Annotated in this window: 20 protein-coding genes and 1 pseudogene; 9 read left to right on the top strand and 12 right to left on the bottom strand. The window is 46.6% G+C overall.

The annotated features are described in order from the left end of the window. Positions 1 to 109: 109 nt before the first annotated feature. On the bottom strand, positions 110 to 334 hold the full coding sequence (locus tag CSQ88_RS06190; protein ID WP_099397240.1) for a hypothetical protein: 225 nt from the start codon (positions 332 to 334) through the stop codon (positions 110 to 112). 869 nt (positions 335 to 1,203) lie between these two features. On the opposite strand from CSQ88_RS06190, the gene CSQ88_RS06195 reads away from it, so the two are divergent. Further along, positions 1,204 to 1,749 carry a hypothetical protein gene (locus CSQ88_RS06195; RefSeq protein ID WP_099397241.1) on the top strand — a complete coding sequence of 182 codons (546 nt, stop codon included), beginning with the start codon at positions 1,204 to 1,206 and terminating at the stop codon, positions 1,747 to 1,749. 163 nt (positions 1,750 to 1,912) lie between these two features. Here CSQ88_RS06195 and CSQ88_RS06200 read toward each other — a convergent pair whose 3' ends face one another. The 3 genes from CSQ88_RS06200 to CSQ88_RS06210 all read right to left on the bottom strand — a co-directional run bounded on the left by CSQ88_RS06200 (position 1,913) and on the right by CSQ88_RS06210 (position 4,615). Continuing rightward, a complete protein-coding gene (locus tag CSQ88_RS06200; RefSeq protein ID WP_143449432.1) occupies positions 1,913 to 2,719 on the bottom strand; it encodes a hypothetical protein in 807 nt (268 codons plus the stop codon). 271 nt (positions 2,720 to 2,990) lie between these two features. Then, a complete protein-coding gene (gene rlmF / locus CSQ88_RS06205; protein WP_099397243.1) occupies positions 2,991 to 3,971 on the bottom strand; it encodes a 23S rRNA (adenine(1618)-N(6))-methyltransferase RlmF in 981 nt (326 codons plus the stop codon). Positions 3,972 to 4,159: 188 nt separating this feature from the next. Then, a complete protein-coding gene (locus CSQ88_RS06210) occupies positions 4,160 to 4,615 on the bottom strand; it encodes a hypothetical protein (protein ID WP_099397244.1) in 456 nt (151 codons plus the stop codon). Positions 4,616 to 5,131: 516 nt separating this feature from the next. Between CSQ88_RS06210 and CSQ88_RS06215 the strand changes: the two genes are divergently transcribed. Further along, positions 5,132 to 5,632 carry a DUF3016 domain-containing protein gene (locus CSQ88_RS06215; RefSeq protein ID WP_180273552.1) on the top strand — a complete coding sequence of 167 codons (501 nt, stop codon included), beginning with the start codon at positions 5,132 to 5,134 and terminating at the stop codon, positions 5,630 to 5,632. Positions 5,633 to 5,814: 182 nt separating this feature from the next. Here CSQ88_RS06215 and CSQ88_RS06220 read toward each other — a convergent pair whose 3' ends face one another. From CSQ88_RS06220 to CSQ88_RS23635, 6 genes and pseudogenes are all read right to left on the bottom strand, one after another. Then, on the bottom strand, positions 5,815 to 6,078 hold the full coding sequence (locus CSQ88_RS06220) for a DUF5710 domain-containing protein (protein ID WP_099397246.1): 264 nt from the start codon (positions 6,076 to 6,078) through the stop codon (positions 5,815 to 5,817). A gap of 58 nt (positions 6,079 to 6,136) precedes the next feature. Next, on the bottom strand, positions 6,137 to 6,691 hold the full coding sequence (locus CSQ88_RS06225) for a membrane integrity-associated transporter subunit PqiC (RefSeq protein WP_099397247.1): 555 nt from the start codon (positions 6,689 to 6,691) through the stop codon (positions 6,137 to 6,139). Continuing rightward, positions 6,688 to 8,478: an intermembrane transport protein PqiB gene (gene pqiB, locus CSQ88_RS06230; protein WP_218963011.1), complete on the bottom strand. Its 1,791-nt coding sequence runs from the start codon at positions 8,476 to 8,478 to the stop codon at positions 6,688 to 6,690. The genes CSQ88_RS06225 and pqiB overlap by 4 nt, the downstream gene beginning before the upstream one ends. After that, positions 8,435 to 9,655 (bottom strand): paraquat-inducible protein A, encoded by a 1,221-nt coding sequence (locus tag CSQ88_RS06235; RefSeq protein WP_257212500.1) that lies wholly within the window; start codon positions 9,653 to 9,655, stop codon positions 8,435 to 8,437. Before CSQ88_RS06235 ends, pqiB begins: the two co-directional genes overlap by 44 nt. Positions 9,656 to 9,864: 209 nt before the next feature. Next, on the bottom strand, positions 9,865 to 10,464 hold the full coding sequence (locus CSQ88_RS06240) for a YSC84-related protein (protein WP_099397248.1): 600 nt from the start codon (positions 10,462 to 10,464) through the stop codon (positions 9,865 to 9,867). A 564-nt stretch (positions 10,465 to 11,028) separates the two neighbouring features. Further along, positions 11,029 to 11,667: pseudogene (locus tag CSQ88_RS23635) on the bottom strand (peroxiredoxin). 382 nt (positions 11,668 to 12,049) lie between these two features. Between CSQ88_RS23635 and CSQ88_RS06250 the strand changes: the two are divergent. Genes CSQ88_RS06250 through CSQ88_RS06265 form a run of 5 tightly spaced genes read left to right on the top strand, consistent with a single transcriptional unit; the run spans position 12,050 to position 14,790 of the window. Further along, the gene (locus CSQ88_RS06250; RefSeq protein WP_099397249.1) at positions 12,050 to 12,733 is read left to right on the top strand and encodes an amino acid ABC transporter permease; all 684 of its coding nucleotides are present in this window, start codon (positions 12,050 to 12,052) and stop codon (positions 12,731 to 12,733) included. Beyond that, on the top strand, positions 12,730 to 13,164 hold the full coding sequence (locus CSQ88_RS23325; protein ID WP_257212501.1) for an ATP-binding cassette domain-containing protein: 435 nt from the start codon (positions 12,730 to 12,732) through the stop codon (positions 13,162 to 13,164). Before CSQ88_RS06250 ends, CSQ88_RS23325 begins: the two co-directional genes overlap by 4 nt. A 9-nt stretch (positions 13,165 to 13,173) precedes the next feature. After that, entirely contained in the window at positions 13,174 to 13,482 is a 309-nt protein-coding gene (locus CSQ88_RS23330) for an AAA family ATPase (RefSeq protein ID WP_257212502.1), read from the top strand. A 9-nt stretch (positions 13,483 to 13,491) separates the two neighbouring features. Further along, the gene (locus tag CSQ88_RS06260) at positions 13,492 to 14,271 is read left to right on the top strand and encodes a transporter substrate-binding domain-containing protein (protein ID WP_218963012.1); all 780 of its coding nucleotides are present in this window, start codon (positions 13,492 to 13,494) and stop codon (positions 14,269 to 14,271) included. 9 nt (positions 14,272 to 14,280) lie between these two features. Continuing rightward, positions 14,281 to 14,790 (top strand): VOC family protein, encoded by a 510-nt coding sequence (locus CSQ88_RS06265; RefSeq protein ID WP_099397250.1) that lies wholly within the window; start codon positions 14,281 to 14,283, stop codon positions 14,788 to 14,790. A gap of 402 nt (positions 14,791 to 15,192) precedes the next feature. Here the strand turns inward: CSQ88_RS06265 and CSQ88_RS06270 are convergent, their stop codons facing one another. Further along, positions 15,193 to 15,834, bottom strand: a complete 642-nt coding sequence (locus CSQ88_RS06270) for a TetR/AcrR family transcriptional regulator (RefSeq protein WP_099397251.1) — start codon at positions 15,832 to 15,834, stop codon at positions 15,193 to 15,195. Between the two features lie 200 nt (positions 15,835 to 16,034). Between CSQ88_RS06270 and CSQ88_RS06275 the strand changes: the two genes are divergently transcribed. Then, positions 16,035 to 18,080: an alkyl/aryl-sulfatase gene (locus CSQ88_RS06275; RefSeq protein WP_099397252.1), complete on the top strand. Its 2,046-nt coding sequence runs from the start codon at positions 16,035 to 16,037 to the stop codon at positions 18,078 to 18,080. A gap of 111 nt (positions 18,081 to 18,191) precedes the next feature. Next, complete coding sequence (locus CSQ88_RS06280; RefSeq protein WP_099397253.1) at positions 18,192 to 19,364, top strand: OmpP1/FadL family transporter; 1,173 nt, start codon at positions 18,192 to 18,194, stop codon at positions 19,362 to 19,364. 473 nt (positions 19,365 to 19,837) lie between these two features. On the opposite strand, the gene CSQ88_RS06285 is transcribed toward CSQ88_RS06280, so the two are convergent. Beyond that, on the bottom strand, positions 19,838 to 21,271 hold the full coding sequence (locus CSQ88_RS06285; protein ID WP_099397254.1) for a P-loop ATPase, Sll1717 family: 1,434 nt from the start codon (positions 21,269 to 21,271) through the stop codon (positions 19,838 to 19,840). Between the last annotated feature and the right edge of the window lie 596 nt (positions 21,272 to 21,867).

Raw genomic sequence — 21,867 nt, forward strand, 5'->3', positions numbered from 1 at the left:
AGCAAGCATTTTGCTTAAAATGGCATCTTTACGAGCCTTGGGAATACGCGACATGATAAGTAACCAGCCCCCTGAGTAAGTTAGAATCCCTGAAAAGGGAGTATCTCAACTATCCTGACACAGGGGGGTTCTGGACAACCCAGCGCTGAAGAGGTTGGTCGAGATCACAGAGACCTACAAAAGCTTTAGCTCCTAAAACTGCATGATCGACTTTAAGGCACTGACTGCTTTCGGAACGCAAAATGATCATATCAGTACTTTGCTGTGTTTGTGCCCGGACGTTGATTGTTAAAAACAATCCCATCAAAAGAAAAGCAAAACGAATAACTTCCATGCAATTCCCCTTGTGACTAGGCTCTGTTGACGTTTCGTTCACGGCAGTGAATGAAACGTCAACAGAGCCTAAATGTAATTACAACAATTTTAATTAAATTATCCTGATTATGTCCCTTGCTCAGCCAAACGCTCATACGGGCGAGCCTTGATTTAGGCGTTCAGCATACGCAGAATCTGAGCACACAAATCAAAGCGCCGATTATATCCATACTGTATTTCAGCCAAGTGATGAACCACGTATTTGCTATATTTGAACGCGTGGCAGATTAACACAGCGTAAGCGCCTAGCCCTACCATCTAAACGCCACTTCCTTTTTCGTCATGCTGAGGTTTTTATCAAGCAGGAGGAAAGCAATGAAGCAATGAGGGTAGTTATTACATTTGACATAAGACAAAATATATTATCGTTATAATCAAGTTAAGTTGATTACTTTTTTCAAGTTTACTACCAGCCCTTTTGGCCAAAAATATTATAATTATTAAATATAAATTCAAAAATAACAATTAATATTTAGATTATTTAAATAATTAACCACCAAATATTTACCGCAAATACAAAATTAAAAAAATAACAAAAAATCTCCAACAAATAAATAAAAAACCAATAACAAAAATATAAATTAATTTTTTAAAAAACAATCCACCACCCATGCTAATTAATATTTATTAACACAAGAAATTACTCTGCTAATTTTAACCAATAAAATTAAAATACAGTAAAAACACCACACCACAATCATACATTCTTACCATCAAAAAACCAAATAGATTACTTCATTGTTTTTTATAATTTTTTTGAATAAAATGCCAGCAAATCCCTTTTAATATCAATTTTCACAGCAGCAACACGTCAAAGGAGGATGTTTTATGAAGAGTCGTATTTTGGTGGTGTTGGTGATGGGTATGCTGTTAAGTGCTTGTGGCAAAAGCCGTGAGGAAGAATTAAAAGAGCAGCATAGCAAGGGCGCAGAGCTGGTTGAAGATAAGGCGGCCATGGCCAAGGGGCTGGGGGATGCGCTGCAAAAAGATGGTAAAGATGCTGCGCGCAGTCTTACTCAGGGCATTGGCGGTGTGGTAAAAGGCATGGCTCAGGGCGTGGATTCATTAGAGGCTGATTTTAAGATTCAATTAAGCGACAGCGCTAAAAGCCAGCAGATAAAAGCCGAGCGTGCCGTTTTGCAGGAAAAAAATGCAGAGGGGCAGAAGGGTTTAAAAGTCTATGTGCAGAGTACGCAGGCTTTTAAGGGTAAATTACAATTACGGGCTTCAGATGATAAAGGCTCAGAAATTGGGCGCAGCCAGAAAGTAGAGCAAAATCTTGCTGCTGATGATGCAGCCTATGTTGATTTCAGATTTGATGCAGCAACCCCGCTAAGCCGTGTCGCGCAGTTTACAATCTACGCCATTCAATAATAAAAAAGACGCTTATTTTCTAAGCGTCTTTTTTATTTGATCATAAAATTGCTTTTGTCGCTGTGAGCGGATAAATCTCAGGGTCTGTTGGCGTTTCCTTCACAATTGCGCTGCGCCGTAAAACAGAGCAAATGCAGCGCAATAAATGAAACGTCAGTGCCCCCTAGTACCAGATACGGATATAATTTTTAGTACTATTTGGATAGGATACCAACTCCTGAATAACGTAACGTATGCCGTTTAGATCTCTGAGCTGATAAAACTGCATATTGCGAAAACCCGTATTATCCAGTGTGGGCAGGCTTTGCCCCATGGCTAATTTATTCAGCTCTGTCACTGAAAAGATTTCTTCGATCTTATTGCCATTTTTAATGCTTGCCCCGCCACTTGCATCAAATACCATTGCCCTTCTGCTGCCTTCTTCTGAACAGCTGCCACGCTCATAACGCTTGCTCAGAAAACTTTTGCCTGCAAACAGGCTGCTGTCGTACTGGCGGTTTGCAGCGGCATTAATCAAAAAATACTGCTGATCAGGCGAGCATAAAGAAATAAAATCCATTGCCGGATTAGCTATACCTTTTGACCCATTACCTATATTTGCGCGTGATTTTTGATCTGCATAGAGCAAGAAATCAATACGATTACCACTTATTTGTTCAGAGCCGCCGGTAAAGTTATCCCCATCCAGATTCCACGGACGGCCAGCAGTAAAGATAAAACCCAAGCTGCCTTGCTTAGATTGAAAATTGCGCTTTTGCCTATCCAGAAAGACCTCACCATTTGTACTTTTTACTGTAACAGGAATCGCATTACTTCCGGTTTCTGGCTTATAAGAGAGGTAGTTCTTCGGCCCATTCCAAGGATCAGGAGCAGGTGTGGTTGAATCGTCAAATATTCCCCCTCCTCCACAGGCTGAAAGTAAAACAGCGCATACCGCCGCTGCTGCTGTGGAGATAGAAATTGGCCTCATGTTTATTACCTTTTATTATCAATTTATTGCGGCCTGATCACATTGACCAAAGCTGGTGATCCTTTGCATCTTTTATGCTGGCCACGATGAATAAGCAAATTGATCAAACCAATATGCTGAAAAAATACACTTCAGCATTAGATGCCAGTAAAAAAGTGAAGTTCAGGCAGTATGACTTTATACCGGAATAAATAGCCCCAAAAAAAGCCGCCAGGTATTATCCTGGCGGCTTTTTAATTGGGGCTTTATTTGGGCAAAAATAAACCGGCTGTTAACTGCGCCAGCGGCTTTTTGCCCAAAGTTTTTGCTCGGCTTCAGTCATAAAGCTCCACGCCACTACGCGGCTGATTTTATTGCCCTGGGCCATATCCAGCGTTTTAACCTGAATCGCGCCGATTCTTTCCAGCGCCTGATATACCAGCGGCAGATTATCCTGCTTGGAAACCAGGGTAGAGAACCACAGGCACTGCTGCTTAAACGGGCGGCTTTGCGAGATCATGGTGCGTACAAAGCGCATTTCGCCGCCTTCGCACCACAGCTCATTACTCTGGCCGCCAAAATTGAGTACCGGTGGCGGCAGACCTTTGCCCTTGGCGTGGCCAGTACCTAAGCTGCGTAATTTGCGTCGTGTGCCACCCGCAGCATCTGCAGCAGAGGAATGAAATGGCGGGTTGCACATGGTGAATTCAAATAAATCGGCTGGCTTGATCAGGCCTTCAAAGATGTTTTCTGCATCGGCCTGGTAGCGGCAAACAAGACCGTCTTTTAAGACTTCATTGCGCTCAAAAATCTCATAGGCATTATCCAGCGCCAGGTCATCGGTATCGCTGCCGGTAAACTGCCAGCCATAAGCCACTTTGCCCAGCATGGGGTAGATGGCATTAGCGCCCACGCCAATATCCAGCACCTGCACGGCAGCGCCACGCGGCACCACGCCTTTATTGCTGGTGGCAAGAAGATCGGCCATGGTGTGGATATAGTCTGCGCGGCCCGGAATCGGCGGGCAGAGGTAGCCTTCTGGCAAGCCCCACTCTTTAATGCCGTAAAAGTGGCTGAGTAAGGCACGATTCAGCGTTTTTACTGCCGCCGGATCAGCAAAATCAATCGATTCATCGCCGTAGGCGTTCGGCGCCACAAAGGGAGCCAGATCGGGGCAGCTGGCAATCAGCGCAGGGAAATCATAGCGGCCGCGATGCGGGTTACGCGGGTGAAGATTATTTTTTATAGCGGGGAATTCTTTTTTTTCAGACATTGTAGCTGCTGCCGTACGGGGTAATCATTGGCCGAACCTTAACAGAAATGAAGGCTTGCCAATATGTAAACCGGCATTCAGATCTGTTGGGCGGGATAATCGGAGGCGTAAAACTCAAAAATGGCCACTGCATTCGTGCGGCAATGGCTTTTGCATATTCGCGGAGGCAAGCTCCGCGAATTTAATCTTTATTCAGTGGCCAAAAATGGTCGCGTTGCAAAATTCTGGGCTATTTTTTCCAGCTGGCGCAAGGTATCGCCACGCAAGGCGTGAATGCCGTTATCACCTTGAAAATTAGCGCGTACTGCGGCAGAAAAATGCTCGCGCAGCCATTTACTGGTTGCCTCAACGGCTTCATCACTCTCTGAGCCTTCAAACCACATGCTTTGTGCGTGTGCAGGGTCGTAGAATATGGTTGAGTGCACATCCACCAAGGGCACTTTCACTGCCGCTTTATCGCTCCAGCGAACACAGGCCAGTAATTGCACACTACCCTTTTTACCTGTTGGTGTTTTAACGACCCAGATGCGATCGGGGAAGCTTTCGCTCAGCTCGGCCAATTTGCCGCGGGATGAACGAAACCAGCCAATATGCCCGGCAGCCATGTCTGCTTTTACATCTTTCCAATAGTACAGAACATCCATATTGAAGACTTCCTTAGTTCGTTAAATACTTGCATCGTTTGCAGGCCGGATTGGCAAGATGAATCAAACCTGGCTTATTTAAATCCCTAAGCGCGGGTTTAATCCCTCTGTTTTTAATAAGGCAACTTTAAAAAGCGTCAACCAATCCAATGACAGCCGGATTGTGTTGTTTAATCATCAGAAGCCTGTGCCCAGACCTTACAAATACGGTGTAATTTTGAAGCATTCAGTCATACAAACAGCGACTTGCTAAAGAAAATTTCAGATCAGTGTGGAGAATTTACTTGTTCAGCCACAAAAACAACATTAAGTTTATCCCATTATTGGCCCGATAAGCAGATCAATCAGTGCCTATAATCACGATAGCAGCTTATTGAGCCTGCTATTTACTGATATTTAAATCAGCCCATTCAGTTATCCGGCATGAAACTCTGGCAACACTTTGTTTTAAAAGTATTTATTTACAAATTAAATCCAGTTATCCATCGACACATATCGATCATCGGAGATTCAAAAGTGAAGAAAATATTACTGAGTTTAAGCCTGTTGGCACTGACAGTAAGTAATGTATGGGCCGGAGAGGCCAAAATCACATGGCAAAACCCTGAGAAATACAGCGATATCCGCGCCTCGCATGAGCGTGAGGATCGTTTTCAAGAAAGGCTGTTTAAACATTTTGATAAAGTATTTACCGATCTGGCTGCGCAATTACCCAGTGATGCAAAGCTGGAAATCACAGTAACAGACTTTGATCTGGCCGGTGAGATTAATCCCCGCCCTGGCAGCCGGTATAATGACATTCGTATTATCAAAGAAATCTACAGCCCCAAAATCACATTTAATTATGTCTTTAGCTATAAAGACCAGATTGTTTCCGGTGCAGAAAACTTGCGTGATTTAAATTTTATGTCGGGCGTGGGCCGATCCAGCCAGAGAACAGAATTTGAATACGAAGAAAAAATGATCAGAAAGTGGTTTGCCAAACTACAAAAGGATCAGACATTTCCTGCTCAGTAAATCCCCCCGGGGGCTAAGCTGGCAACAAATCCCGCTATGGTAAATCTTCATTCCTTGGTTTATCAAAAAGAGCGCTAGGCAACAGGTTTTTTGCCAAAAACAACGGCAATAGCAGCCTTAGCAAATACATAAATCAATACAGCTCAATTCTCCCCCAGACGCCGGGGGGGGGAATTGGCCATTTATTTTAAAATAATGTCGTGGTCTGTAACGTCCCAGGGCGGCTCACCGTAATTAACCCCTTCCTGTATGGGCAGTGGCTTGGTGGCGGGTTTTACAGGCGAAGAAGCGGCAGCAGGCGCTGCATTTACATCTATCCATTGCAAAAATGGGCTCAGATCGGCCTTATCCACGATATACCACACTTTTTTAGCCGCATCCCAGCGTGCGCCCAAAGCCTTTGCGCTGTCTTTTTCAGCAAAAGGCACTTTTAAATTCACCCGCATGTTTAATCGCTCTTTAGTATTTTATTTAATCTGATAAAACCGCTTAAATCAGTTTTAGCTAAAAAATTAATTCCTTGCTTATTTGCTGGCTTAATTGATTTAAGCCTTCAGCCAAAGCCAGTACCAGCGCCTCGTAGCCTGCACCTTCTTGGGCAACTTCAAGCTGAAAAGACGATTGCATCAGTAACTTTTGCGCTGCATTTCGCAAATACCAGCGCCCTGCCAATACGGCTTTGCCATCATCGCGGCCATTAAACTGCGTTATTTCCAGGCTTAGCGTATTCACTCTGGCATCAGGCGCCGATCCCAGCCAAAGCTGGCCGGGTTGTTGCTGCTGCATTCTGGCCACAAGGACGCGCTTTATACCTTCTTGCAGCCTTTCTGCCCATAAGTTTTGCTGGGCCAGCGTAATACCCACTTCGCCCTGCTGATAAGCAATGCCTCCCGCTGATAAAAAATCAGCCAGCCGGATATCCAGCAGTACTACCGGCCGCTCTGGCCCGGCTGTCTGCTGCGGGAGGGCAACATCGGGCAGGCGATAATAACGGGTAACGGGCACGCTGCTGCACGCGCTCAGTAAACACAGCCCGATCAGGGCGACACGCAGTTTCATGGCTTGGCCCCTTTCGGCTGAACATCTTCCTGCTTGCGATCAAACAGCAGCACATTTGGTTTTTCATTCAGCGTACGAATCACGGGCCTCGCCTCTTGTAATACTTGATTTAAGCTGCCTAGGGCACGGTTTAATTCGCCATAGGCGGGCGATTGCCCGGAGAAATCATCCATGGTGCTGCGCACGGTATTTAAAGTGTCCTGCACCTTGCTTAAAGTATGCTGCAACTCTTCAGGCAAGCCTTGTACCTGGGGCTGACGGGCAAAATCATCCAGCGTTTTAACCAGAACACGGATATCACCAGCAAGCTTGCCGGTTTCATCCAGTGTTTTATTACCCTTTTCCAGCACGCCTTCCAGCTTCAGGCCATTGAGCTTATCAAGCAAGGCAATAACTTTGTTTTCAATTTGGGCAAGACCACCATCGCCGGTAGGCAGTATGGGCAGGCCGGCGTATTTATCCAACACTTTTGCCTGCGGCTTGCCACTAAAATCAACGTCAACATATAAAGAACCCGTCAGCATATTGCCATTTTTAAGCTTTAAAACCATCCCACTGCCCACCTGGGTGGCAATGACTTTACGCCAGTAATCATCGCTCTCGTTTTCTGCCCCAGCAGCCAAACGCCCAAGCTCTAAATAAATCAGCACAGGAATGCCATGATATTTGCGGGTTTTATTTTCCAGCTTAGGAATGGCATAAGGCACCGCAGCAACCGTACCAATCCGCAGCCCCCTTAGCTCCACCGGAGCGCCGGGCTTTAAGCCGCGCACCGAGTCACTAAAAAGCGCGATATAAGGCAGGCGGCGCTCAAACTGGCGCTCCAGCGAGCTGGCTTCATCAGAAAACAAAGTAAACGCACTCTGATCTTTAACCTGCTCGCCCAAGGGCATATTTTCCGGCACACCAAAAGCAACGCCACCAGACAATACCGATTCCAGCGAGCCAGCATTGAGCTTAATACCATCTGCACTGAGTGCCAGCTGCACACCACTGGCCACCCAAAAGCGTGAGTTCTCTGTAACCAGACGATCATAGGGGCGCTGAATAAACAGGCGGTAATTCATTTGCCGCTGCTCTGGATCAAACTCAGCTTTCTCTACACGGCCCACTTCAAAGTTCTGATACAAAATCGGGTCGCCCACACTCAGTACCTTCACGCTGCGGCCAGAGAGCTGCAAGCGCAGACCCGGCACATCGGCAGCCGTCACCGGCGGATCATTGAGCACCGTAAAAGCGCTTTTCATATTGCTGGATTTGCCCGGATTAAGCTGAATAAAAGAGCCGGACAATAGCGTGGATAAGCCACTGATCCCGCTGCGATCCACCCTTGGCTTTACCATCCAGAACTGGCTGTCTTCGTTTAACAAGCTACCCGCTTCCACATCCAGCCTTGCCGTAACGCGCACCCGGTGGCCTGAAGAATCAAGCTGCACATCGGTCACCTTGCCCACATTCACCGAAAGCACTTTGACGGTGGTTTTGCCCACTTCAATTCCCTCGGCATTAGGCATGTACAACACGATTTCCGGCCCCTGATGCCGCCATGTATCAAACACCATCCATGCCCCCAGCAAAAGCGCGGCAAACGGCACCAGCCACACTAAAGATATCCTGCGCAGCCAGCTTATTTTTGCCTTGGGTAATTCCACCTTATTTTCTGCCTGCTCTTCCATACGCTTTATCCTGTCATGCTTGGGCCTTGCCCATAAACGTGCATCCTGCTGATTTAAATTTGCTGGCTTACGGGTCTGCCCTGCTCTGAGCATCCCAAACCAGCCGCACATCAAAACTCAATGCAGACAACATGGTAAACACCACGACGCCTGCAAAAGAAACCGCGGCCACGCCGGGAAATACCGACATCAATTTACCCATATGGATTAAAGCCACCAGAATCACTACCACAAACACGTCCACCATAGACCAGCGTCCAATCAGCTCGGTGATGCGATAAAGCCGGGTGTAGTGCAGCGCACTTCTCTTTGATTTGCCTTGAGCCGCAATACACAGCACCACGATGGAAATAAATTTCACCAGCGGCACCACCACACTGGCCACAAAAATAATCGTCGCCACAGGATAAGAGCCCATACGCCACAACAGCAGCACGCCTTCCAGAATGGTGGAAGGCGTACGCTCGCCAAAAGACTCTGTAATCATCATGGGGTACAGGTTGGCAGGCAGATAAAGCAGCATGGCGGTAATGAGCAAGGCCCAGGTCATTGATAAGCTGTGCGGGCGGCGATCATAAAGGCGGGCATGGCAGCGCCCGCACTTCCGGGCTTGCCGGGCATTAAAAAAGCCGCACACGGTGCAGGCTTTTGCCCCATTCATTCTGAGCTTTTGGGCGGGCAAGCCCGCTAATTGATCCAGCTGAAAACCAAACCAGTGCACATCAAATACGGTAACGGTTTTAATCAGCGCTAGCGAAAACAGCAACATGGCCCAAAATGATAAGCCAAGGCCAATTTGCGCCAGTGCGGCCAGTTTAATCAGGCTGACCAGAATACCAATCACAAAGACATCCGCCATCATCCATGGCTCCAGCCGTATGGCCAGCCGCAGCACGCTGCGAAGCCCGGGCCAGTGCACAGACCATTTCAGCGCCAGCGATAAATAAATCACTGCACATAAAAAAAGAGCGGGGGTCAGCAGCACACAGCTCAGCAACACATTGGCCACAATGCCAAAATCGGCCTCGACCAATGATCTGGCGCTGCTAAAAAAGGTCATCTGGCTTTCCACACCGGCAATATGCAAATTAAGCAGGGGAAAAGCACAGCTTAAGATCAGTAAAATAAGCGTAGTCAGCGCATAGGCCAGCGGAGTATCAAAGGGATGCGGCGGCACACTGCAAAGATGATGGCCACAGCGTACGCAGCTTGCACCTTGCCCGGCGCGCAATTCATCCATATTTTGTAGTAAATCGCACTGAGCGCAGTGTATTTCATGTGCAGGCAAACCCGGCTCCTGCTGATCCAAAGATCGTGCAACAGCGTACTGCCTGGTAAAGCGCTTCAATAGAGATTTAAATTTTTCTGACAAATTGAATCAATACCCATAAAAATCAGCACGGATGCCTGCTGAAAGCCTGCCTAATCTGCCCTATATGCATAAAAGGCAGATGACAGGCTTGCAAAGTAAGCGTCGAAGTAAGCGTCGGTACTGGCTTATTTTTTATTCAGATCGCTATTCACCATATATTTAGCCCCATTCACAGTGGCTTCGGCGGTTAAGCCATTTTCGGTGAATTGATAAACATAGACATCCTTCCCTAAATGCTTAGCACCGGCAATCTGCCCCCCTGTTTTACCTGCCTTGGCAGCTGCGCCGGCCTCACCACTGGCGCTCCAGCCTGAGGTTACAAACTTGTTATAAGCTTTATTGCTGGTAAACACCCAAACCTCGCGGGTTTCCTTCGCCCCCAGCCCTAAGCCTACCTTACCCTGCAGCATATCCATATAGGTACGTTTTCCGCTGGCAACAGCTACCCCGTCACCCCCGCCCGCCCCTACAAAGACAGCCTGAAACCCGCCGGTGCGAAATACCGCATAGGCTGATGCTTTAGCAATCTGCGATTTTGCACTTGGGAATTTTTTATAAACCTGAGCCAGCGTGTCTTGCGCCGCCTGATCAATTGCTGCCCTGCGCTCTGCAGGTGTTTTTTGCTCAGCAGATGATGCGGCGCTGTTTTGTTTTACCGCTGAATCGGCCAGCACAGGTAAAGCAAGCAGTGAACTCACGGCAAATATAATTGATTTTAGTTGCATAATTAAACTCCTGATTTCATCAAATTTAAGAAACTTACTTACAAAAATTAATCGTATTTAAGTATTTAATAATGATTCAGTTTTTAACTATTAGCCCCAGCATCAGCAGGCAGACACGCTAACATGTTTAAAGCGATTACCAGTTAATCACAAAAAATTAAAAAGGTATGTCGGTTAATCCCTATATACGGCGTAAATATGTCACAAAGCATTCAATCTGCACATCCATTCATTGTGCAATAAATAGCTTTTATCTGATAAAAAAGGAAGGAAAACATCTTAAATAAATCAAAGATACGGCACTATTAATATAAGAATAGCAATCAAAAAAATACTGACTATGATTAAATTATGCTTATTCTTAAAACCATCAGCCTGACGAATATATTTTAAAGAACCAGATTTATTCATCCATTTAAAAAAAATGGAATTAACCTTAAAACACACTATCCCCGGTTATTTTGGTGATTACGGGAGAGCATGTAAACCCTTAATTTCCCGCGATTAGGCGCAACAAAGCCCCCGCTTTTCTTATAAAAACGGGGGCTTTGTTATGAGGCTAAATTAACGGTTTGGCTGTGGCGTTAAGCGCAAATAAGGACGAATCGCTTTATAGCCTTTAGGAAAGCGCTGGGCAATTTCATCTGCATCCTGCAGGGAAGGAATAATCACCACATCGTCGCCATCCACCCAATCAGCAGGTGTGGCTACTTTGTGATGATCCGTCAGTTGCAGGGAATCAATCACACGCAGAATTTCATTAAAGTTGCGGCCTGTGCTGGCTGGATAAGTCAGCGTTAAACGGATTTTTTTGGCCGGATCGATCACAAACACGGAGCGCACAGTGAGATTGGCCAAAGAATTTGGGTGAATCATGTCGTAAAGCTCGGCCACCTTACGATCGGCATCGGCCAGAATCGGGAAATTAACCGAGGTATTTTGCGTTTCATTAATGTCGTTAATCTAGGCCACATGCGATTCCAGCGTGTCTACGCTGACCGCCAGTGGTTTTACATTACGTTTTTTAAATTCTTCAGCCAGCTTGGCGGTCTTGCCCAGCTCGGTGGTGCAAACCGGCGTGAAATCAGCCGGGTGTGAAAACAGCACCACCCAACTATCCCCCGCCCATGCATGAAAGCTAATCTCGCCTGCAGACGATTGCTGTGTAAAGTCGGGAGCTACATCACCTAAACGCAGTGTCATTTGATCATTCCTTTGATTAAACAGCATCAGCAACACGCCTTGCTTTGCCCTGATTCTACCTAAAGTTTTAAAAACAAAAAGTAATATATAATAATATCATTATTACTTTTTGTTATAAATTTTAAAACCCTTCATGCATAAAACTTGCAGCAGCCAAATACCACCAAGCTCATACAACCCCATCAATATAACAAAATACTATATAAATGTAAGTTTTAATTACATATTGATATTTAATCATTATGATAAATTGAAGACAGCAAAAAAGCATTGCTCCCAACACCAGCTTTATTTAAGCCAGTCAACTACGTAAGCCATTACTCAGCCGCATGGTTATCTGCAGCAGCGGCCTCCTCCGTCATTTTTATGAGCTGACAAACTGATGAATTTTAACTTTGATGGCTTTCTGAAAAGCTTTCCGGAAATCGCCCAGGCCCTGCCCATTACCCTGCAAATTACGCTGACGTCCATGCTGGCCGGGCTGTTGCTGGGCACCATACTGGCACTGCTGATCCGCTTTAAAATCCCCGTGCTGGCACAGCTGGCCCATGTTTATATCTCTTTCTTCCGCGGCACGCCGCTCTTAGTTCAGCTGTTTGTGCTGTATTACGGCCTGCCGCAATTGTTTCCGGTATTTAGCGCCTTGCAATCAGTGAGCGCCGCGCTGATTGGCCTGAGCCTGAATATGGCGGCCTATTTATCTGAATCTATACGCGGCGCACTTAATGCAGTTGACCGCGGCCAAATGGATGCCTGCTTATCCGCCGGAATGAGCCGCTTGCAAGGCTTATATCATGTGGTGCTGCCCCAGGCGGCCAGAGTAGCCGTGCCCTCGCTGGCGAACAGCTTTGTTGGCTTACTGAAAGAATCCTCCTTAGTTTTTGCCCTTGGCGTGACCGAAATTCTGGCCCAGGCCAAGCAGTATGCCTCTTTAACTTACTGCTATATGGAGGCTTTTTTAGCCGTGGCACTGGTTTACTGGGCGATTACCGTGCTGTTTGGCGCAGCACAGCGGCGGCTTGAAGCCCGGCTGAATATCCCTTATCAGCAAGGAGCCAGCGCATGATTAAGGTTAGCGGGCTGAGTAAATCATTTGGCAAACAGGCCGTTTTGCAGCAAATCTCATTTGAAGTGCCACGGGGCGATGTACTGGCGCTGATCGGCCCGTCCGGCGCGGGTAAATCCACCCTGCTGCGCTGCCTGAATTTATTAGAAACACCCGATACGGGCTTACTGCGTGTGGGTGATTTAAATATCGATTGCAGCCAGCGGGTGCCAGGCAAAACGCTGCAGCAATTACGCCAGGCTACGGCAATGGTGTTTCAAAACTACAACCTGTTTAAAAACAAAACCGCGCTCGACAATATCGCCCTGCCCTTAATCAGCGCCAAGGGGTTCAGCCGTTCAGAAGCCAGGGAGCGGGCCTTTCAGTTACTCGAGCGGGTTGATTTAACGAAACAAGCCAGCCAGTACCCGGCCACGCTTTCGGGCGGATAGCAGCAGCGGGTGGGCATCGCCAGAGCTCTGGCGCTGGATCCTGAAGTGATTTTATTTGATGAGCCCACCTCATCGCTGGATCCGGAGCGGGTGGCCGAAGTGCTGAGCGTAATCAAGAGCCTGGCGCACCGCGACATCACCATGATTATTTCAACCCATGAAATCAGCTTTGCCCGCCAGGTTGCCAATCAGATTTTATTTATGGCCGATGGGCAAATTATCGAGCGTGGCCAGGCTAAAGCCGTGCTGGATGACGCCAGCCACGAACGCACCCGCCGCTTTTTGCAGCAACTGACCCCTTCCCCCGTGATTAGCTAAGGAGTTTTTATGTATCTGCCTCACTCGTTTATGTACGGCATTGCAGCAGTCAGCCTTGCCATCAGCCAGAATGCGTTTTCTGCCGACGCTAACAATGTATTGCGCGTGGGTACCAGTGGCGATTACGCGCCTTTTACATACAAGGAAAAAGGCGCAGTAACAGGCTTTGATATTGCTGTTGTTGAGGCTGTTGCCAAAAAAATCGGCTATCAGGTGAAATGGGAAGTCGCAGATTTTGTCGGCCTGTTTGGCCAACTTGATTCTGGCCGGATTGATACTGTCGCCAATCAGCTCAGCATTACCCCAGAGCGCCAGCAGAAATATCAGTTCAGCCAGCCCTATGAGTTTTCCGGCGATGTTTTTGTAATTAAACAAGACAATAACAGCATCAAAAGCATTCAGGATCTGGCTGGTAAAACGATAGGCGTGGGCTTTGGCACGGCAGATGAGCGTAAATTACGCAGCCTGCTGGCAGGAAAAAATGTCACCATCAAAACCTTTGATGAAGATCCTGTTGCCGAATTAAACGAGGTGGTTTTAGGCCGAGTGGATGGCTATTACAATGGCGCGGTAGCGGTACGTACCGCCATTGGCCGCGCCAAACTGCCGCTGAAACTGCTGGGTGAGCCTGCTGCCTATGACGAAATTGGCCTGCCCTTTGCACGCAATGCCCGTGGCCAGGCGCTGGCAAGCAAGGTAGACGCAGCACTGGGCGAGCTAAAAAAAGACGGCATCTTACAAAAAATCTCTTTGCAATGGCTTAAAGCCGACGTCACTAAAAAAAACTAAGGAAGCCAGATGGGAATCAAACGCCTTAACCATGCCGTGCTGTATGTGAGCGATGTAGCGCAAAGCAGCGCTTTTTATAAAGACACACTGGGCTTTAAATTCAAACCCAGCGATTCACCCGATAAAGCCGTTTTTAGCCAGGCAGCAGAATCAGATAACGATCATGACCTGGCATTATTCAGCAAAAACCTGGGGCAGCAGCGCGCAGGCGTGTTTCGCTCGCGCTATGAAGCAGCCGACCCAAGCGAGCCGCCTGCCGGTCTTTATCACCTGGCATGGGAAGTGGACAAACTCAGCGAATTAAGCCGCATCCGCGATTTACTGCAGGCCCAGGGGCGATTAGGTCTGGAAGAAGACCACGGTGTGCACAAAAGCATTTATGGCCATGATCCGGACGGGCTCTTATTTGAAGTGGCCTGGTTTGTGCCGCCGCATCTGCTTACAGATGAAGATAAATCACAAACAAGCGGAACGCTTGATCTGGAAAAAGAACTGCAGCGCTTTGCAGAGATTGCATAAATACACGCCGATTTAACATGACGCCCGTTTGGGCAAAAATCCGGCCCACGGAATGTTGCCCAAACAAAAAAACGGCGCAGAATAAGCAGTCTATATTCCCGCCCCCGCTGGCCCGGAAGCATGGCAGCTTTACGATCTGGATATCGATCCGGGCGAAATCCACGATCAGGCCCAAGCCCGCCCCGATATCCTGGCGGAGCTGATGCAAGAGTGGCAGCAATATGTGAACGAAACCGGCGTACTGGAAAACATCCCCACACCACCTCTGCTGTAGTACACCGGGCTTTGCCGGGGTTTTATCGCCTGGCAAAGCCCTCTGCCCTTTGGACAAATATCCTCAGGGCGATCAGCGCAGCCTTTACCATGACCAGCCGGGGGCGCTGCTTTACACAAGAAACTGCATCAAACGCCCTGAGGCGCAATCTGTTCAACTATGGGCATAGTCATTTCGATAATGCGCTCAAAGCTAACGGCTCGCGTATTGCAGGTGCCATACAGCACATTGCTGCCCTCCATCACAATGGCTAATAAATGGATCAGCTCATTGATCGCCAGGGTATTGGCTGCGGGGTATCTGAGACTGACTAAAGCGGCTGATCTTTTGATCATGGCATCATAAAACGCATCCACTGTCTGGCAAATCTGCTCATCATGCAGCGCCATCGCCCATAGCTCACGGAAAGTGCGCGTCGTTTCATTTTGAATGGCATCCATCATCATCCAGCGCACCAGCCCCCTCAGGCCTTCTGCATAGAGTTGCCCTTCCGGGGAAAGCGATTCTTCCAAATGAATAAAGTATTTCTCCAGTATTTTCGCAACCATCGCGTTGATTAGCTCATTTTTACTAGGGAAATGATAAGTCAGATTGCCCGGTGAAATTCCCGCCGCTTCGGCCACCCTTCTGGTTGTAAATTTGGCATTGCCAAACTCAATCAGCACCTGCTGCGCGCACTCAAGAATATGGTTAATCGTATTTTGCGAAACACTGCTTTTGGCCGCATCGCCTGGCAGATCCGGCGACCTGGATTTTCTTTGTATTGACATCAAACAGCCTCTTTATTCGGTACTTTTTTGCATTGACCTAATTAGTTCAAGTGTACTAAATTAGCGACAAATAGTTCATCTGTACTAATTTTATCGCTAAGCTTTTTGTTTGGCTAGGTGAATTGCTTTGCTTGACTACTCCACAGCTTATAAAGAAGGCTGCCCGGAGTTAAAAAATGACTTTCCAGAGGATAAATATCATGCGAATCAAAACACTATCACTTGTACTGTCTATGGCACTCATGGGTGGGGTCAGCGCTGTTTCTATTGCAGCTGGCGGTGGCGGGGTGGCAGCAACAGACCCAAATGCAGCGCTGGGCAAGCACTTTGATGCAAAAGGCAAGATGCCTTCCCAGTACACCAAAGCGCTGATCGAAGCGCAACGCAGCAGCCTGCCATTTGAAGATACGCGTGATTTTGAAGAATCCAAAAAAGGCTTTATTGCCGCCCCTTCTTACAAAGAAATCATGGCTGATGCCGGCCACGTCGCATGGAATATAGGCAGCTATGACTATCTGCTGCAGGGCAAAGACTTTGACAGCATTCACCCTTCCCTGCAGCGCCAGGCCATTTTAAATATGGGCTACGGCCTGTATGAAGTTGTGCCGGGTAAGATTTATCAGGTACGCGGTTTTGACCTCGCGAATATGACCATTATTAAGGGTGACACCGGCTGGATTTTATTTGACGTGCTAACAGCCAAAGAAACCGCCCGTGCCGCGCTGGCCTTTGTGAATGAAAAACTGGGCCAAAGGCCGGTTGTGGCTGTGGTTTATTCACATTCACATGGCGATCACTTTGGCGGCGCTCGTGGTGTGGTTGATGAAAAAGATGTCATCAGCGGCAAAGTTCAAATTATTGCTCCTGAAGGCTTTATGGAACATGCCATCTCTGAAAACGTGTATGCCGGCAATGCAATGACACGACGCATGCTGCTGACCTACGGCACGCTGTTACCACGCAGCCCATTTGGTCACGTTGATCAGGCTATTGGTAAGAATGTTGCCGCAGGCGATTTGGGTTTGATTCCGCCAACCCGCACGGTAAGCCAGGATATTGAAGAGATCACCGTTGATGGTGTGCAAATGGTGTTCCAAAACACACCGGGTACCGAAGCACCTTCAGAAATGAATACCTACTTCCCGCAGTTTAAAGCCTTCTGGGCGGCTGAAAATATCACCGGCACCGTACACAATATCTACACCCTGCGCGGCGCTTTGGTGCGGGATGCGCTGGCATGGTCCAAAAACATCAATAACGCCTTGTATTTGTTTGGCGATAAAACCGATGTGATGTTTGCTTCGCACAGCTGGCCGCGCTGGGGTAAAGAGCGTGTGCAGGAAGTCATGCGCACCCAGCGTGATATTTACGCCAATCTGAATAATGAAGTGCTGCATCAGGCCAATAAAGGCGTCACCATTAATGAAATTCATAATGTGTACAAACCGCCGCAATCGCTGCAAAACCAGTGGGCGGCCCACTCTTATCATGGCTCTGAAGAGCACAACAGCCGTGCGGTGCTCAACCGCTACCTTGGCTATTGGGATGCCAACCCGGCTACTTTAATGCCTTTATCGCCGCGTGATTCTGCCCCGCTTTATGTGGAAATGATGGGGGGCAGTAAAAAGATTATGGCCAAGGCCAAAAAACTGCATGACCAGGGCAAGTATCTGGAAGCCGTTGAAATCTTGAATAAGCTGACACTGGCAGAGCCAAAGAATACTGCGGCTAAAGATTTGCTGGCCGATGTATATGAGCAGCTGGGCTACCAGAAAGAAAGTGTTGCCTTAAGAAACAGCTTCCTCGCCGGCGCCTATGAGCTGCGTAATGGTATTCCGGAAGGGGCTTCTCCAAGTGCAACCAGCCCGGATATGGCGCGTGCTATGTCCACTGATCTGCTGCTGGATTATCTGGCCGTCACCATGAACAGCAAAAAAGCAGACGGCATGAAGTTCAAGATTAACTTTATCACTCCGGATAATGGTGAGAAATACGTGCTGGAAATGAGCAACTCCACCCTCAGCAATATTAAAGGCTTCACCGCAAAAGATGCGGATCTGACCATCACCATCAATCGCAGTGACCTGGAAACCTTTATCTCTGGCAGCGCCACTTTTGAGCAGCTCACCCAAAATGGCAAAGTACAGCTGACTGGTAATACAGCGGTACTGAAGCAATTGATGAGCACCCAGGAAAAATTTGACCCTCGCTTTGAGATTCTGCCGGGCACTAAAAAAGCCAAATAAAGCAGCAGGCTGATTGATGTGAAATGATTACGCAACCGCCGTTCTCAGCCCAGGCTGGAGCGGCGGTTTTAATTGAGTGCGCAGGTAAACCCTGCAATCAGGAGTTGTTTAATGAAACCCCAATTATTAGCATTATTACTGGCCGGATTAAGCGGCAGCAGCTGGGCTGGCGGGCTGTATTTGTATGAGCTGGGCACCGAAGATGTGGGCCTCGCCGGGGCGGGCAGCGCCGCACGAGCACAGGATGCCACAACGATTGCCACCAATCCGGCGGGTATGACCCTGCTGGAAGGCGATCAGCTGACGATTGGCCTGCAAGGTTTATATGGCGATGCCAAATATCAGCAGGACGGCCGCGGGGCATTAAGTGGCAATGAAGCGGGCAATGTAGTGGGCTGGTTTCCTGGCATGAGTGCTTTTTACAGCCACAGCGTGGATGAGCAGCTGAAAGTGGGGATTGGCGTATATGGCAACTTTGGGCTTGGGCTGGATTTTGGTGACTGGTCGGGCAGCCGCCTCATTAAAAAAAGCACCTTAGTCGGCATGACCATTCAGCCAACCGTTGCTTATAAAATCAATGATCAATGGTCTGTTGGCGGAAGTATTAACGCCAATTATGGTGTCTTTTCATTAACACGCAGCACACCCGGCGGCGATGTGGAGCTGAACGACACCGACTGGTCCACCAGCATCAAACTGGGGGTTTTATATCAGCCTGATTCCGCCACCCGCCTGGGCCTCTCTTACACCAGCGAAACTGAATACAATTTCAACAGCAATATAAATAACCCGCTGGGCGGGCAAATCCCGGTGAATGGCAGCATCAATGCGCCTCAGCAACTGATGTTCAGTGCCTTTCACCAGCTGGCCCCCCAATGGGCGGTGATGGCCAATCTGGGCTGGCAAAACTGGGGAGCGTATAACGATAATCAGCTTTGGCTCGGCAATAATGAAGCGCCCAATGCAGACCGTATGCAAGACACCTGGCATACCGCGCTGGGCCTGCAATATCAGGCCACGCCTGCATTACGCTTAAATACCGGTATTGCCTATGACAGCAGCTTTTACAAAGACCAGCAAAACACCTCGCTGACCATGCCATCCGGTGAGGCATGGCGCTTTGGCTTTGGCGGGCAATATCAGCTGAATAAAACAGATAGCTTAGGCGTGGCGTTTGAGTATGTGCATTTTGATAGCTCTTACGTACAAAGCCCTCTTTTAAGTGGCGCTTATCATTCCCCCAAAATGTATTTCATCACTGCCAATTACAGCAAAAAATTCTGAGCGATTCATTCTTTTGCTCAATAAAGCCAAATCTGTAAACGCACAGATTTAAAGCATAAGCCGGGCCTGTCATTTAAATTGGGTATATCTATGTGCCTGATGTGTTACGCCAGAAAAATACCCATTTCGATCATCATGAATTGTTAAAAATAACAGGCCCGCTCTGCTCAGCGCTGAATTGATCTAAGCCCATTTTTCATAAGCTGATTGTTTTAGAAACGCCGCGATATCGGGCGCGTAATAAAACCATCCAGCAGCAAATCATCCTGTTATTCCTATTACAAAATAGCAGCGTGCTGCTGGTGCAGCAGCACAAGTGCATGCATGTGCACGCTTTTTGTCATTTGACGAATGACTGCGAATTTTATCAATTTATCCAGAATGCTTGAGTGGCAGCACCCGACCCACAGCGGAAGTGATCTGTAGGTTGGTGTTGGGCTGCATTTCATTTAGCCCAACCTACGCACTGCCTATTATAAAATCTGCAATGACCTAAACAGCCCTCGATGAACAATTATATTTTCTTTCATATTTAGTCGAGCCTCTTTATTCTTATAACGAAATACTTGATGGCTTGCCTGTTTAGGTTGGTTACCTATGACGCTGAAATGAAACAACATTTGTAAGACAAATTGGTAGTCTCTGGTTTTTATTAATCCTTGATTGACTGCGTTATCAAACTCGACCTTAAATTCCTCTATTTTTAGGGTTTGCTTTCTTAATATTGTAAATATATCAAGTATCCTGTGAATGTCTGGAATTATTCCATGTATTTCATCTTCCAATTCACTTCTTAAGTAATTTGAAAAAGATTTGTCGCTTTCGTTTAAGTAATCAGGTTTTATCATTAGTGAATTATTTTCTAATGCAATTCCTGCACAAACCTGTAAAAAACGAATGTAATCACGAGGCCTAAGGAGAGAGCTTCTTGTTATGTATTCAAACGGGGGCATGCCTCTTAACTGTTTGTGACCATATTTTACCAGTCCACGAATAAAAAGCTGACTCCATACGCGATCAAAATTTTGTGGTTTTGCATTTGGATCAATTGCCCTTGCAATTCTAAATGCTAAAAGATTTTTTATTGATGCCTCATCCCAATCAAGATCTACTTTATAGTCGATCCATTTTGTTTTGTCTGGATCTTGCATTATGTCATATATGTCATCACGAATAAAAATAACAGGAAAAAATTTATGATCTTTAAAACGTGCTCTAATGTCCTGAACCGCTTTAAATAAACTAGTCAATAGCTCGGTGTATTGATTGTACTTTTCTAAAGCAACAATGTCTTTGTAGTCTTCATCAAGCTCGTCGAACATAATTAAATATTTATCTACGCCGATTTGATTAAAAAGAAACCTCTCTAAAATATCAACGCGTTTAATCCAATTATCTCCATCAAACTCAACTGTTTCTTTGTTGTTTCCGAAACCGATTCCGCTCCCTAGGATCTTCAAGTCGAATTTAAATCCTGTCCAGCGCTCAACGGCATTTGGAAGTGCATTCTCAATATCATCATTAAAAATATCACGTAATTTATCTCGAGAATCTAGATCAATACTTGGGTTGTTTTTCATTAACTGGCAGACTGTTGAGTAAATTACGTATTTCCACAGTGTGATGTATTGATTAGGAGCAGTAAACCCTTTGTCTTTAAGTTCGTATAGTTTATTGAATGGAAAATTTTTGAATGTCAGCTTTTGTGCAAAGTAATTGGGTTCTGAAATAGAATTCAAATATTCACTGATCGCGGTTTTTCCTGTTCCTTTTCTTCCGACTACGTATAATTTTTGTCCTTTTAAAATTTTATGCACTATTCTTGTGTGATAAAAGTATCTCTCATTATCTTCTAATTTTGCTTCTAGCTTCCAATTTTCTATTTCTTCCAGTAGCTCAATGCTCATTTTTTTCTATCCAGGTGGTTTATAATAAATTATTTTTTGTGCTTTTTGACTATCATATTAATTCTGAATGAAGCTGACTAATGTTTGTTTATTAAAAATCTCACTACATTTTTTGTTTTTATCATGACTAGTACGTAGGTTGGGCTTGGCAAGCTTAGCGCCAACCTACAAATTCAATTTCCGCTTCTGGCCGATAGCAGCCCGTCGCACAGTCTACCCCAATCATTACAACAGCGCATTAGCCCTTGTGTAATTATCGCGCAATTGCTAAGTGGGGTGGTGACATTTCATGAATTTGGTGGATAAATTGGGTAAGATTTCGAAATATCTGTAAAGCTCGCATATAGCCGTCTTTTAAACCTGCTGAATATAAGACGCTTGCTTAATTCAGGGAGGGGGCAATCATTCATATTTCAATTGCCTTTCGTAGTTAGATACAAAAACACCCCAAATCCGGGACGGGTGTCCAAATTTGGGGTGTGTTTTTAATACGCCAGGGCAGGCTCTGCACGAATCAAATTGCCAGATTGGTATTCAATGCAATCAACAATATATGAATAGCGATGATGCGAAAATTCGATGTGTGCAGATATACC

This window comes from Iodobacter sp. BJB302 (assembly GCF_002735645.1).
Lineage (GTDB): Bacteria > Pseudomonadota > Gammaproteobacteria > Burkholderiales > Chitinibacteraceae > Iodobacter.

Coding starts and splice junctions, on each gene's coding strand:
- CSQ88_RS06190 (WP_099397240.1), bottom strand. CDS start 334: ATGGAAGTTATTCGTTTTGCTTTTCTTTTGATGGGATTGTTTTTAACA.
- CSQ88_RS06195 (WP_099397241.1), top strand. CDS start 1,204: ATGAAGAGTCGTATTTTGGTGGTGTTGGTGATGGGTATGCTGTTAAGT.
- CSQ88_RS06200 (WP_143449432.1), bottom strand. CDS start 2,719: ATGAGGCCAATTTCTATCTCCACAGCAGCAGCGGCGGTATGCGCTGTT.
- rlmF (WP_099397243.1), bottom strand. CDS start 3,971: ATGTCTGAAAAAAAAGAATTCCCCGCTATAAAAAATAATCTTCACCCG.
- CSQ88_RS06210 (WP_099397244.1), bottom strand. CDS start 4,615: ATGGATGTTCTGTACTATTGGAAAGATGTAAAAGCAGACATGGCTGCC.
- CSQ88_RS06220 (WP_099397246.1), bottom strand. CDS start 6,078: ATGCGGGTGAATTTAAAAGTGCCTTTTGCTGAAAAAGACAGCGCAAAG.
- CSQ88_RS06225 (WP_099397247.1), bottom strand. CDS start 6,691: ATGAAACTGCGTGTCGCCCTGATCGGGCTGTGTTTACTGAGCGCGTGC.
- pqiB (WP_218963011.1), bottom strand. CDS start 8,478: ATGTGCGGCTGGTTTGGGATGCTCAGAGCAGGGCAGACCCGTAAGCCA.
- CSQ88_RS06240 (WP_099397248.1), bottom strand. CDS start 10,464: ATGCAACTAAAATCAATTATATTTGCCGTGAGTTCACTGCTTGCTTTA.
- CSQ88_RS06250 (WP_099397249.1), top strand. CDS start 12,050: ATGAATTTTAACTTTGATGGCTTTCTGAAAAGCTTTCCGGAAATCGCC.
- CSQ88_RS23325 (WP_257212501.1), top strand. CDS start 12,730: ATGATTAAGGTTAGCGGGCTGAGTAAATCATTTGGCAAACAGGCCGTT.
- CSQ88_RS06260 (WP_218963012.1), top strand. CDS start 13,492: ATGTATCTGCCTCACTCGTTTATGTACGGCATTGCAGCAGTCAGCCTT.
- CSQ88_RS06265 (WP_099397250.1), top strand. CDS start 14,281: ATGGGAATCAAACGCCTTAACCATGCCGTGCTGTATGTGAGCGATGTA.
- CSQ88_RS06270 (WP_099397251.1), bottom strand. CDS start 15,834: ATGTCAATACAAAGAAAATCCAGGTCGCCGGATCTGCCAGGCGATGCG.
- CSQ88_RS06275 (WP_099397252.1), top strand. CDS start 16,035: ATGCGAATCAAAACACTATCACTTGTACTGTCTATGGCACTCATGGGT.
- CSQ88_RS06280 (WP_099397253.1), top strand. CDS start 18,192: ATGAAACCCCAATTATTAGCATTATTACTGGCCGGATTAAGCGGCAGC.
- CSQ88_RS06285 (WP_099397254.1), bottom strand. CDS start 21,271: ATGAGCATTGAGCTACTGGAAGAAATAGAAAATTGGAAGCTAGAAGCA.